This window comes from Sulfurimonas sp., assembly GCF_023228785.1.
In the GTDB taxonomy this organism is placed as follows: domain Bacteria; phylum Campylobacterota; class Campylobacteria; order Campylobacterales; family Sulfurimonadaceae; genus Sulfurimonas.
Genome location: NZ_JALOAN010000001.1, coordinates 1 through 12,603 on the forward strand (window position 1 = coordinate 1; position 12,603 = coordinate 12,603).

Here is a 12,603-nt window from a genome sequence, read left to right on the forward strand (position 1 = left end):
TTTAAAAGATATCATAAACTTAGAAGGTCAACTAAGAGATGAAGTAGTGGTTGCATCTGGAGACTATGTTTATAAAGATGAAGAGGGTTATCTCTACTTTGTATCAAGAGATGATGATATGATAAAAACTAGAGGATTTAGAGTCTCACCTTTTGAGATTGAGTCTGTTGTAGAGAAAAATCTACCTCAGATCAAAGAGTGTGCAGTCTTTTCTATAAAAAATGAGGAGATAGAAGAGGAGATCGTTATGGTTTACTCAGCTCTTAGCGAGTTAGCTCCAAAAGAGATAATCTTTGAGCTTAAAAAGCATCTTGCTTCTTATATGATTCCATGTAAAGTTATATATAAAAAGTCCCTCCCACTCGTGCAAAGTGATAAAAGTAAGATAAATAAAGATGCACTAAAGAGAGAGTTTATTTAGATATGTTACTATTGTCTTTTAGATGTAAATAAACAAGGAGTAAATTATGGCAAAAAGAGGAATTTCGATACTCAAAGGTATAGAAGCAACAGAAGTTGTAAATCTACTAAATAAAGCTTATTGTGATGAGTGGCTTGCATATTATCAGTACTTTGTTGAAGCAAAAGTAATAAAAGGCATTATGAAAGATGCTGCCGTTGCTGAGCTTATTCAACATGCCGCTGATGAGTTACGTCATGCTGAAATGGTAGCTGACCGAATTTTACAACTTGGTGGCACACCAATTCTTCATCCAAATGAATGGACAAAAAACTCCAACTGTGATTATGAAGCACCGGAGGATCCAAGTGTCTTATCTGTTTTAGAGCAAGCCATTAAAGGTGAACAGTGCGCAATTAGTGTTTACTCTAGCTTAGCAGATATAACAAGAGACAAAGATATAGTTACTTATGATATTGTCTCTCAGATCTTAGCTGATGAAGTAGAACATGAAGAAGACTTGCAGGCTCTCTATGATGATATAGGTGACTTTATCGTTGAGATAAAGAAAAATATAAATTAAAAAAGAGTTAACTGAGTGTGGTAGGGCGTCTTTTTTTCTAAGATGCTTTTATCCACTCCAACAATCAGAGCAAAATGAAAACTATTTTGCTTTAAAATACCTAGTATTTCGTTTTGGTGTTTATATTTAAAGATAGTCTCATCTTGTGAAATATCAAGAGAGTTTGGGATTATGATGATTATCTTTGCCCAAGGTGCGTTAAAGTGTAAAAATTTCACTTCACTCTCTATAATACTTGTGTTTTGCTCAAAAATAAGCACTTTATCACTAGTTCCAAACTCTTTTATCTCAAAATTTTTATTTGTAAATACAGCTTGAAAATGATCTATTGGCGTAAACTTTCTAAGTCTAAAATCTACTTTTAAACTCTTAAATAGATGCAGAAGTTCTTCTAAGTATGGAATAAAAAAAGGAGATATTAATTGTCTCTCATAAAAAACATTATCATATATAAAAGAGGTCTCAAAAAGAGTTTGCTCCATTATTTCTATGGAAGCTCTTGTATTTTTGGACAAACTTCGTATATTTGTAAAGATATCTCTAGAGTTTAGAGTAGGGCAAAAGAGTATAGTAGTTCTCTCTTGTACTTGCCAAAGAGACTTAAAAACACTTCTCATATCTCCATGAATAACTAAAAAATTATTTTGTGTTATGACTTGTAAAGCTAGCTTTAGTACAACCTCATTGCACTCATAAGCAACTACTTCTTTTTCAATAAGTTTAAAACGAAGAAGCCTTTTTATAGCCTCATCTAACTCATCTACTTTTATCCAAGCTATCTCACTATCACTTACCCTTGTTGACTTGTCAAAAACAATCCCATAAGCACCATTGTTTACAGCAACTTCTATATCCTCTTGCTTGTAGGCAAAAAAAAGATCTCCTCTTTTTACTCTATTTGCATCAAAAACAGTGTTTTCAAAACTACTTACACATGGCTCATTTATAAGCACTCCATGTGTAAGTGCCAAGAGGTTTTCAAGTCTCATCCAATCGGTGTTCCTGCTTTTTTAGGTTTTTCAGGTCTAACTAAACATAGACCATCTTCATCCTTAGCAGCAAGAAGCATTCCCTCTGAGATCATACCCATAAGTTTTGCAGGTTTTAAGTTTGCAACTACACAAACCTCTGTTCCAACTAAATCCTCAGCTGAGTAAAACTCTTTGATACCAGCCACAACTTGACGAATATCACTATCGCCTAGATCTACTTGAAGTTTTAGAAGTTTTTTACTCTTTGGAACTTCCTCAGCTTCGATGATATGTCCAACTTTTAGTGAAGTTTCAAAAAACTGACCTATCTCTATAAGATTGTCTCTCTCTACTTCTTCTTTAGACTCTTCTTCTGGCTTATTTGGTTGAGCTTCAGGAGCTTCCGCCATTAAAGGCTCTTCAACGCGAGGAAAGAGAGGTGGAACTTGTTTGATATTAAATAGTTTCAATAGTTTTTTATCAATTACAAACTCGTTATAGCTACTATTATCTATAGTAAAGTTCAGTGCATCTGCAATTGTCTCAGTTGTCTTTGGCATAACAGGACTAAGCATGATAGAAGCTTTTGCCAAGATATTAGCAACTAGTGCCACAGTAGCTAGCGCTTCATCTCTCTTGTCTTCTTTCATCTTAGTCCATGGAGCATGTTCTTCTATGGCTTTGTTTCCTATAGCAAAGAGTTTCCATAATTCTTCTAAGTATCTATGAGTCTGCATATTTTGCATAAACTCATCAAGATTTGCAAGAGCCCCGTTCATAGCATCAAGCTCTTTTGTATGATATTTTTGCACATCTTTACTATCTATCTCAAAATCAGAATACTTACCACTCATCCCTATGATGCGATTTAATAGGTTTCCAAGATCGTTACTAAGCTCAGAGTTTATTCTGTCTATTAGTGCTCTTTGAGAGAAATCTCCATCTTGACCAAAAGGAACTTCTCTAAGCATAAAGTATCTAAGATTTTCAACTCCATAAGCATTTGAAACTTCTCTTGGAGAGACAACATTACCCTTAGACTTACTCATCTTCTCACCATCTCTAGTCCACCAACCATGAGCACCTATATGTTTTGGAAGAGGTAGGTCTAAACTCATAAGAAACGCAGGCCAGTAAATAGCATGAAAACGCAAGATGTCCTTACCTACTAGTTGCATAGAAGCAGGCCAAAACTCCATGTTTGCATCATCTTTGCCATAACCTAGTGCAGTTACATAGTTCATAAGTGCATCTAGCCAAACATACATAACATGCTCTTTATCATTCATAGATTCTGGTAAAGGAACGCCCCAAGTAAAAGAAGTACGAGTAACAGAGAGATCTCTTAATCCGCCTTTTACAAAGTTTTTAACTTCATTTGCACGAGAACGAGGGAGTATAAAATCAGGATTTTGCTCGTAATATTCAAGAAGTGCATTTTCATACTTTGAGAGTCTGAAGAAGTAACTCTCTTCTTTTACAACATTTGTAGGCTTACCACAATCAGGGCAGAACTCTCCATCTACGAGTTGAGTCTCAGGAAAAAAAGTCTCACAACTAACGCAGTAGTGACCTTCATAAAAATCTTTATAAATATCGCCTTTAGCATGCATAACTTCAAAAGCCTTCTGAACGCCTTTCATATGATCTGCATCTGTAGTTCTAATAAACTTATCATAATCTATTTCAAACTCATCCCAAAGATTTTTAAAAGTAGCACTTATCTCATCTGCAAACTCTTGAGTAGGTTTACCACTCTTTTGTGCTGACTCTTCTATCTTTTGACCATGTTCATCAGTTCCAGTTAAAAAGTAAGTCTTGTTACCCTTTAGCTTCTCATATCTAGCCACGGTGTCTGCTATAAAAGTTGTATAAGCATGACCAATATGTGCTTCGCCATTAACATAGTAGATAGGTGTAGTTATATACTTATTCAAAATAATATTCCTTTAATTTTAATTCTTAAAATGAAAGGAAAATCCTTCATTTTATTTTCTCACGCCAAAGGAACAAGTCCCTTTGGCTACGCTAATACCCCAAGGGTACTTCCTTCAGGGCGCGCGTTGGTTTTCTTCGGCAGAAAGCCCATTGGGCTAGCCCAATTCTAAAAGTGCTTGCGTTTTGCTAAACACAAGGTTCTCACACTTTGTTGTTTTGAGCTATTTTTTTAAGCATCTTGGAGTTTTTAAAACTCAAAACCGCCAGTTTCACCTTTTGACATACTGTTGTAAACAGCACTTATGTATTCAGTTCTTAGTTCACAAGCTAAGTATTTTTCACATAAACTACAAGATTCTAAGGTTCTATCTTTTTGACAATCCTGAACTTTTTGTATCATCTCATCAAGATAAAGTTCGAACTTATCGGCTTGCATACTATCTGTTGTTTGCATAGACTTCTTTTACTCTTGCGATCTCATATTTTGAACCAAAGAAACATTGTGATGTCTCATGTATACCAGTACACTCCAGTGCCATAAGATCAAACTCTCCATCAGTACCTTCTCCACCAGCTTTTTTAAAGGCAAAAGCGAAAGGAAAAACTTCAAAAAGTTTACGAAGTTTACCATTTGGTCTGTCACTTGTGTTGGGGTAAGAGAAAAGTCCACCACCTTTTAGAAGTATCTGGTGCAAGTCTGGAACCATACCACCTGAATATCTTAGTCTGTAACCCTCAGCAAAAAAACTATCTACCATCTCTTTGTGATATGGTTCCCAATTTTGTTGAGTTCCACCAGGTGCGTTTAGATTTCCCTTATCTTGTAAACGAATCTCTTTTACAAAAACCCAGTCCTCACCTTGAAGTAGATGTAGTTTTGTCTTGTTGTGAGCAAAGACCATCTCAACTCTAGGACCAAAAACAACATAACAAGAAGCTACCATTTTTTTAGCTTCAAATGCACCTTCATAGATCCCAAAGATAGATCCAACACTCAAGTTTACATCAACTAAAGATGAGCCATCAAGGGGATCATAAGCTATAAAATACTTTCCATTTTCATTTAGCAGCATCTCTTTTTCTTTCTCTTCACTCGCTATTGTATGGATAGAAGGAACCTGTGAGAACTCCTCTTCAATAATCATATCGCACTGAATATCAAGCTGAAGTTGAGTCTCTCCAGAGCTATTAGCTTGTTGTGAATAGCCTATATCTTTTACATCTATGGCTTTTTTAATTCTTTTTGCAGTTTTCTGAATCGCTTCAAATATATCTGTCATCTATACTTCCTTTGCATTTTTGAGTATCCAAGATATCACATCTTCACACTCATCTAGATCTAGAACATCTACACCTTTTGGTATCTCATACTTACTTGTATCTATACTATCATCAATAGCTAGAGCATCCATGTAAGGAAAATAATCACTATCTAATGAATCTCTAAAGATACTTATGCGTGGGAGGGGAAGGTTCTTTAAACCCTCCACAAGTAAAATATCAAAATCATCAAAGAGTCTAATCATCTCATCTAAATCTTTGTTTTCTTTTGAGAAGTATGTAGTTCTTGTCGGAGATGTTACAATAACTTCAGCACCAGTGTCCGAGAACTTGTAGCTATCTTTTCCCTCAACATCAAAACGAGCCTTATCGCTTGGATCATGCTTGATAATAGCTACTTTTTTGCCTTGCTCATGTATGAGCTTTCTTGCTACTTTTAAAATAAGTGTAGTTTTTCCACTGTTTGATGGTCCTGTAAATGCAACTGCTAATCTTTTTTTCAAGTTATATCTTTTATATTTAAATTTTAAGTGATTATACAAAATAGTCTTTAAAAGCTTGTTTAATAAGCTATAATTCTTTAAAAATCATTAGGAAATAGTATGAAATATATAGTATCAATTTTGAGCCTTTTTGCATTTTTTACACTTTTTACGGCTTGTGCTGATAAAAATGCCTTTGATAAGTTCAATATGCAAGAAGATCAAGAATTAAGTGCTGCGAATCTACAAAGTTCAAAGATAAAAATGTTACAAAATATAGATGGGATAGTAACTACAATCTACCTAAATAAAGTCTACCCTAAAGTATTTACAAATGATGAGTATTTTTATGTCTATCTCTATTTAAAAGACAAAAAAGAGATGTTTGATCCAAAAAAACTTGACGATATAGAGCTTACAATGAGGCTAAACTCTAAACTACCAATAAAGATAAAAAAACTAGAAGCAAATAATAGATTTTCGCATCTTACATTGGTTAGAAATGAGTGGACTTTATACTATCTTGTGGCATTTAAGCAAGAGAGTGAAAATAAGCTTAACCTTGTTCTCGAAACCGATCAGTCTCACTCGGATGTTTTAGTCTATCAAAAAGATGAATAATGGAAACATCTTCTCCTAAGACTTTCTTATACATTACATAGTTTGCTAAGACTTTTTTACCATACTCTCTGCTCTCGTTATTTGCCATAAGTTCCATACTAAGATATGGCTCATATTCTGAGTTGCTAAAAGTTCCACCTTCAAGATGTCTTCTTAAAAAACCCATTCCACCATTGTAAGCATAAGCCATAAAAAGAGGGTGGTATAGAGATTTCTTCATCCAAGCAAGATGTTTTAGAGCGTAGTTTATGTTGTTTTTAGGGATAAACATATCTTCATAACTCCCTACTGGATCTTTAACCCTTTTTGAGAGATCATCTGTCAAAAAAGGCATAATTTGCATCAAACCTAAAGCATAAGAGCGAGACAAGGCTGATGGTATAAAATTACTCTCTTGACGCATTATCGCATAGATGAGAGCTTTATCATCATTTTCTACATCTCTTAAGTAGTTACTATATGGCATAACAAATCCATGCATCTTATAGCTATAAGCTCTCTCAAGTATCATGGTTTGGACTGGTATCATCTCTTGGTTCATATATTCTTGTGATAACTCATAAAGCTTATCTTGTGGTGATTCTCTTATCTCTTGTAAGATAGTGCTCCATTCAAAAGGATCTTTGAGATCTCTTTGAGATACAAGATCATTAGTTTCAACTGCACTAAAATAGTTATCTACTTCTTTGTTTTGCATCTCATGTGCATAAAGAGTATAGATATTTATATCGCTACTCTTTAGTAGCTCATTTAAGTAATTACTATCTTTGCTCACTTTGTAGATCCAGAAGTAATTTTTGTCTACGTCTATTCTATGTTTAGCTTTTTTCATTGAGAGTTCGAAAAAGGATATCGCTTCGTTCTTGTTTTGATGCAAGAGATGGTTAAGAGCGAGATGAAAGTTTGTTTTAGAGTCTAGAGTATCACCTCTTAACTTTAAAAGTGATTGTTTTAACTTATCTAGATTTTCATCATGTAAAACTATATCTACAAACTGTGATATTTTCCATGAACCCTCAAGAGAGTTTATAAAAGCCTCATCAAGATAGATGTTTAAATTTTCTCTTCTATGTTTTTTTGTTGTACTTATAAAGTTAGTAAGAATCGTAGTAGCATCATATTTTTCATAAGCTTCTTGTGTATATGGCTCACTCTGAATTTTTAAAAGATTTTTTTTAGATTCTTCTTTTATTTTCAAAGCTAATTCTTCTCTTTGTTCCTTTGTCATAGGAAGAGTTTTGTAAAGAGAAAAAGCAAGGTTTAGACACTCTTCATCTTCAATTTTAAGAAGATTTTTTTCTTGTTGGCACGAGATTCTTTTTTTTATATCTTTGTTGTCAGTTTTTTTAATATATTCCCTATATATTTTATAACTATTGCCCTCAACTAAAGAGTATGCAAGATCTGCTTCTTTGGGAGTTATGTCTTGTTTTAAAAACTGCCAAATCATAAAGTTTTTCATTCGGCTAGCTGGTTTTGATTCTATATCTTGAAGTGTTATATCAGCACTTAGAGATGCTGATATGAAAAGTAGTAAAAAGAGCTTAAACATTGACTAAAAAGAACGAAGTAGGGCAGATAGTAAAACTATTAGAACTTGCAAGGCTATGACTATGATAAGTGGAGCTAGATCAATGCCATTAAAATGAGTTCTTATAAATCTTCTAACAAATCTATAAGCTGGTTGCGTTATTCTGTTTAAAAACTGTACTATTGGATTATATGGATCTGGATTTACAAAACTCAAAAGTGCAGTTATGATAATAACCCAAATATATATCGTAATAAGACTAACAATAATAGAGCCTAAACCTTGGATAATTTCTATTAATACACTCATTTAATAATCTCTCCTAAATAATTTTTCAAATATTTATAAACCAAAGCAAGATCTGGACCATTTTCTTTACCCGTTAGTAAAATTCTAAGCGGTTTGAAAAAGTTTTTACCCTTAAGTTGTGAAGTTTTCATAACATAGTTTTTAAACTCGTCATATTCTTCAAAGTGGGGTGCTTCTTTAATAGTTTTGACTAAAACTATTGCAGAGTCACTAAATTCTTGTGGTATCTCTTTTGGAGCAAAAATAGCAGTTATTTTAGATTTTAACTCTTTTGTAGTTGATGCCTCTTCTAGGTAAATCTTTGCAAGTTCACCAATATTTGCATCTGCAAAGCCTACATATCTTGATAGTTCAGTTGCATCCATCTTCTTTAGATGTTCTTTGTTTATATGTCTTAATAGATCTATACTAAAGCGAGCAGGGGACTTTGAGATATTTTCTAGATCAAACCACTCCAAAGCATCTTTTAGGTCAAAGATCTCACAGGGAGGCTTGTTTCCGATTAATATTAAATAATTTGAAATAGCACTTGGAATAAAACCCTCTTCTAAAAGCCATTTTACACTAGAAGCATCATCTCTTTTGCTCATTTTTTTACCAATATCATTTAATATGATAGGTAAATGTGCGTATTGGACATTTTTCTCATAACCTAAAGATTTTCGTATATGATCTTGTTTTGGAGTGTTACTCATATGATCTTCACCACGAATAACCAAAGAGATGTCACTAAGCATATCATCTACTGCACAAGCAAAGTTGTAAGTTGGAGTCTTATCTTGACGCATAATGATAAAACTATCTACTGCATCAGGTTCAAAACTTACACTTCCTTTTATTAGATCATCTATAATTATAGTATTCGATGGTCTTGCTAGTCTGATAGTAAAAGGGTTTAGATTGTCGATAACTAGCTCATCGGGTAGATTTCTACAAGCATCATCGTATCTATAGGCTTCCTTGTTCTCTTTCGCCTCTTCTCGTTTTTTTTCAAGCCACTCAGGAGAGCAAAAGCAGCTAAATGCTTTTTTGTCATGTATGAGTTGCAAAGCCATAGCAGAGTGAAAGCGGTAATTTTCGCTCTGATACATAACTTGAGAGTAGGTGATGCCAAAAAGTTCTAAGATACCTAGTATCTCTTGATCTTTTCCCTCAATATTTCTCTCTTTGTCTGTATCTTCAATGCGAACTATTAGATCTTCTTTTTTTTGTTGTGAGACAATATAGTTAAATAGGGCGACTCGTAAGTTCCCTATGTGCATATCACCAGTTGGACTAGGTGCAAATCTTAACATGAAATTTCCTAAAAATAATTTTTATGATTCTAACAAATCTTAAGTTAAATGCTGATTTGTTAATTTATCTTCTTCTACCTGAAGCATTTTTCGATTTAGCCGTATTTTGTGCAGCTTTATTTCTCGGTCTACTTCTTGAGTTTCCGCCACGACCTCTTCCTCCGCCACCTTGATTAATAGGTTCTGCTTTTATTGATGGATCTGGTTTGAAGCCTTTTAGCCATACTTTAGGAATGTCTTTTTTTATAAGTTTTTCAATATTTGCTAAGTACTCGTCTTCATCTATACAAACAAGTGAGATAGCTTCACCTTTATTTCCAGCACGACCAGTTCTACCAATACGATGAACATAATCTTCACTTACATTTGGAAGTTCAAAGTTAACTACATGAGGGAGATGATCTATGTCGATTCCACGAGCTGCAATATCAGTAGCTACGAGAACCCGTACCTCACCTTTTTTAAAGTCAGACAAAGCTTTTGTTCTAGCGTTTTGACTTTTGTTTCCATGTATTGCGACTGCTGTTATGCCATCTGACTCTAACTGCCCAGCTAAGCGGTTTGCGCCATGCTTAGTTCTACTAAAGACTAAAACTTGCTTCCAGTCACCTTCTTTTATAAGATGCGTTAGAAGTTCTCGTTTTCTACCTTTATCTACTGGGTAAACTGCTTGTTTAACGATCTCAGATGCAGTATTTCTTTGTGCAACTTCTATAAGAGTTGGAGAGTTTAGAAGTCTATCTGAGAGTTTTTTTATCTCATCTGAATATGTAGCTGAGAAGAGCAGGTTTTGTCTCTGCTTAGGTAAGACTTCTAAAATCTTTCTTATATCGTTAATGAAACCCATATCTAACATTCTGTCTGCTTCATCTAAAACTAAAAAATCTACCTTAGAGAGATCTATTGTCTTTTGGCTTAAATGATCCAAAAGTCGTCCAGGAGTTGCTACGACAATGTCCATACCTTTGCGAAGTTGTGAGATCTGAGGGTTTATTTTTACACCGCCAAAAATTACACATGATTTAAATGGTAGAAACTTTCCATAGAGTGCTACGCTCTCGCCAACTTGCGCTGCTAGTTCTCTTGTAGGAGTAAGTATTAGTACTTTTACATGATGAGGCTTGTCTTTTGGTTTTGAACGGCTTAGAAGTTCTAATATCGGAAGAGTAAATCCCGCTGTTTTACCTGTTCCAGTTTGTGCACCGGCAAGTATATCTTTTCTATCTAATATTACAGGGATAGATTGTTTTTGAATTGGAGTAGGCTCTGTGTAACCTTGCTCTTTAATAGCTTTTAATAATGGAGTTGATAACCCAAGTGTGTTAAATGACATAAATTTCCTAGTCTTAATATTAGTTCATAATAGCATAATTTACACTAATGTGAGATATAACTTTTCATATATTGGGTTAATTTTAATATCAAGAATGAATCAAATATAAATATAATTAAAGTAGGGGAGTTTGAAGAGAAAGTGGTGACCCCAAGGAGAATTGAACTCCTGTAACATGGATGAAAACCATGGATCCTGACCGCTAGACGATGGGGCCACTTAAAGACGATTTAAAAACCGAGCCGAAATTATATAAAGTGATTCGTTAAAAAAACCTTAAATTTCGTCGGCTCGGTAAAAGTTTATATATTATTCGTAAAAACCTCTTAATGCTCTAATAATAACTGCATTTTTAGAAATACTTTCTGCTTTTGCATTGTCATTTACTAAGTCGTAAAGATCTAATGGAAGAGAGATAGAAAATGTTTTAGTCTCAATCTTTCTTTTTTTAGAAACCATAGCAACAACGCTAGTTAAGAGCTCAATAATCTTTTTAGTATCTATTGGTTTTTGAATAAAACTATTTACTCCAACCTCTATAGATTCAGAGATTTTCTCTATATCATTACTTGCTGAGATAACTATAATAATTTGAGTAGGGTTAATTTGACGGATTTTTCTTGATAGTTCAATACCATCCATTCCAGCCATAACAATGTCAACAAAAACAACATCAGGTTTTATTTTGTTGTATGTCTTTAATGCTTCTTCACCATCAAAACAAGAATATACATCAGAAAAGAAATTTTTAAAAGTAGAACTTAGCAACTCATTTGTTACTTTTTCATCTTCAACTATCATCGCGGTAAGTTTTTTTGTTTGTCCAGTTAACTGAACTAAGTCAATATTTGCCATATTGTGTCCCTTATTGTTTTAAATTAATAATATTATACATACTTTTTAGTAACAAATGAAGCACAATTGACATTTAAAAAAAACAAATAAGTTTAAAAAGCTTAGAAATAGGGGGCTAAAGAGGATTAAAAAAACATTTTTAAATATTCAATTAATTTACGTTAATTGCTTACAAAAACTAATTATCATATTTTTTAAACTTCTCAAGCCACTCTTCATCAGCTTTAATTAGATTTTCTTTTTGATTTAAAAGAGAATCTATAATACTAATAAGAGTATTTTCATCCATAAATTCTAATAGACTAGGGTTGATGGATGTAGTGTTATCAGTATTATAAGAGTTTAAAAGGTTTTGTATATCAGTAATGAGTTGTTTTTTTCTTTCATTCATATTTTTCTCCATTTTAATTGATTGTATGCAATATGCTAACCAATAGATAAACGATAAGACTATTATTTATACTTAATTTGGTTGCTATACCTATTGGTTAACATAATGTAAATTCTCTTGAAAGTTAATACTAGTTAGTATGTCTTGTCTATTGCTTGTTATTAGGTACAGCGTAAGCCGAGTTTTGTGTTGATAGTAATTAATCTACTTTGCTACTCGCGTAGCACTTCTAGCGAAACAGTAGCTATATAAGACGCTGACCATCTGTTTCTTACTGCCATGCTGGGTTTACAAGCTCTCTATGTTGCCATAAAGACTGGTGGTCTCTTACACCGCCCTTTCACCGTAACTACTATTGCTCACACATCGATATGTCCACTTTAGGTGAAAATGCCGAAAGCATTTTTGTACTTTAGTGTCATAGCGACTAGCGAAAGCATATCTGGACTTTGTTCAGATATGCGACAAATAAGTAGTTGTCTATTCTCTGTTGCACTTTCCCTCGTATTACTACGGCCATTAGTTAAATGGAGCACTGTCTTATAGCAGCTCGGACTTTCCTCTTGCATATCTAGTATACAAGTAACTATCTGCTGTACCTGTGAAATACTAC

General features: G+C 33.7%; 13 protein-coding genes, 1 tRNA gene, 1 other RNA gene and 1 pseudogene. 3 read left to right on the forward strand and 13 right to left on the reverse strand.

What is annotated here, in order from left to right; translation table 11 throughout:
* Both M0Q24_RS00005 and M0Q24_RS00010 read left to right on the forward strand, forming a co-directional pair.
* Window positions 1–421: pseudogene (locus M0Q24_RS00005) on the forward strand (AMP-dependent synthetase); the annotation flags it as partial.
* Window positions 422–467: 46 nt separating this feature from the next.
* The gene (locus M0Q24_RS00010) at window positions 468–983 is read left to right on the forward strand and encodes a ferritin-like domain-containing protein (protein WP_295045397.1); all 516 of its coding nucleotides are present in this window, start codon (window positions 468–470) and stop codon (window positions 981–983) included.
* On the opposite strand, the gene M0Q24_RS00015 is transcribed toward M0Q24_RS00010, so the two are convergent.
* From M0Q24_RS00015 to mobB, 5 genes are all read right to left on the reverse strand, one after another.
* Window positions 980–1,972: a hypothetical protein gene (locus tag M0Q24_RS00015; RefSeq protein WP_295045400.1), complete on the reverse strand. Its 993-nt coding sequence runs from the start codon at window positions 1,970–1,972 to the stop codon at window positions 980–982. The genes M0Q24_RS00010 and M0Q24_RS00015 overlap by 4 nt on opposite strands.
* A complete protein-coding gene (metG, locus tag M0Q24_RS00020) occupies window positions 1,969–3,891 on the reverse strand; it encodes a methionine--tRNA ligase (RefSeq protein WP_295045403.1) in 1,923 nt (640 codons plus the stop codon). Before metG ends, M0Q24_RS00015 begins: the two co-directional genes overlap by 4 nt.
* A gap of 248 nt (window positions 3,892–4,139) precedes the next feature.
* Window positions 4,140–4,346 carry a hypothetical protein gene (locus tag M0Q24_RS00025; RefSeq protein WP_295045405.1) on the reverse strand — a complete coding sequence of 69 codons (207 nt, stop codon included), beginning with the start codon at window positions 4,344–4,346 and terminating at the stop codon, window positions 4,140–4,142.
* On the reverse strand, window positions 4,330–5,172 hold the full coding sequence (locus M0Q24_RS00030; RefSeq protein WP_295045408.1) for a class 1 fructose-bisphosphatase: 843 nt from the start codon (window positions 5,170–5,172) through the stop codon (window positions 4,330–4,332). The genes M0Q24_RS00025 and M0Q24_RS00030 overlap by 17 nt, the downstream gene beginning before the upstream one ends.
* The gene (mobB, locus tag M0Q24_RS00035; protein ID WP_295045411.1) at window positions 5,173–5,676 is read right to left on the reverse strand and encodes a molybdopterin-guanine dinucleotide biosynthesis protein B; all 504 of its coding nucleotides are present in this window, start codon (window positions 5,674–5,676) and stop codon (window positions 5,173–5,175) included.
* A 99-nt stretch (window positions 5,677–5,775) separates the two neighbouring features.
* Between mobB and M0Q24_RS00040 the strand changes: the two genes are divergently transcribed.
* Window positions 5,776–6,276 carry a hypothetical protein gene (locus M0Q24_RS00040; RefSeq protein ID WP_295045413.1) on the forward strand — a complete coding sequence of 167 codons (501 nt, stop codon included), beginning with the start codon at window positions 5,776–5,778 and terminating at the stop codon, window positions 6,274–6,276.
* On the opposite strand, the gene M0Q24_RS00045 is transcribed toward M0Q24_RS00040, so the two are convergent.
* From M0Q24_RS00045 to rnpB, 8 genes are all read right to left on the reverse strand, one after another.
* A complete protein-coding gene (locus M0Q24_RS00045; protein ID WP_295045416.1) occupies window positions 6,212–7,828 on the reverse strand; it encodes a lytic transglycosylase domain-containing protein in 1,617 nt (538 codons plus the stop codon). The genes M0Q24_RS00040 and M0Q24_RS00045 overlap by 65 nt on opposite strands.
* 3 nt (window positions 7,829–7,831) lie before the next feature.
* Window positions 7,832–8,116, reverse strand: coding sequence for a YggT family protein (locus M0Q24_RS00050; RefSeq protein WP_295045419.1), 285 nt, complete (start codon window positions 8,114–8,116; stop codon window positions 7,832–7,834).
* Window positions 8,113–9,411, reverse strand: coding sequence for a glutamate--tRNA ligase (gene gltX / locus M0Q24_RS00055; protein ID WP_295045421.1), 1,299 nt, complete (start codon window positions 9,409–9,411; stop codon window positions 8,113–8,115). The genes M0Q24_RS00050 and gltX overlap by 4 nt, the downstream gene beginning before the upstream one ends.
* A gap of 64 nt (window positions 9,412–9,475) precedes the next feature.
* The gene (locus M0Q24_RS00060; RefSeq protein WP_295045423.1) at window positions 9,476–10,744 is read right to left on the reverse strand and encodes a DEAD/DEAH box helicase; all 1,269 of its coding nucleotides are present in this window, start codon (window positions 10,742–10,744) and stop codon (window positions 9,476–9,478) included.
* Between the two features lie 142 nt (window positions 10,745–10,886).
* Window positions 10,887–10,961: transfer RNA gene (locus tag M0Q24_RS00065), tRNA-Glu, on the reverse strand.
* Between the two features lie 92 nt (window positions 10,962–11,053).
* A complete protein-coding gene (locus tag M0Q24_RS00070) occupies window positions 11,054–11,599 on the reverse strand; it encodes a response regulator transcription factor (RefSeq protein WP_295045426.1) in 546 nt (181 codons plus the stop codon).
* A gap of 178 nt (window positions 11,600–11,777) precedes the next feature.
* Window positions 11,778–11,990, reverse strand: coding sequence for a hypothetical protein (locus M0Q24_RS00075; RefSeq protein ID WP_295045428.1), 213 nt, complete (start codon window positions 11,988–11,990; stop codon window positions 11,778–11,780).
* Between the two features lie 158 nt (window positions 11,991–12,148).
* Window positions 12,149–12,592, reverse strand: an RNA gene (rnpB, locus tag M0Q24_RS00080) — RNase P RNA component class A.
* Window positions 12,593–12,603 lie beyond the last annotated feature (11 nt).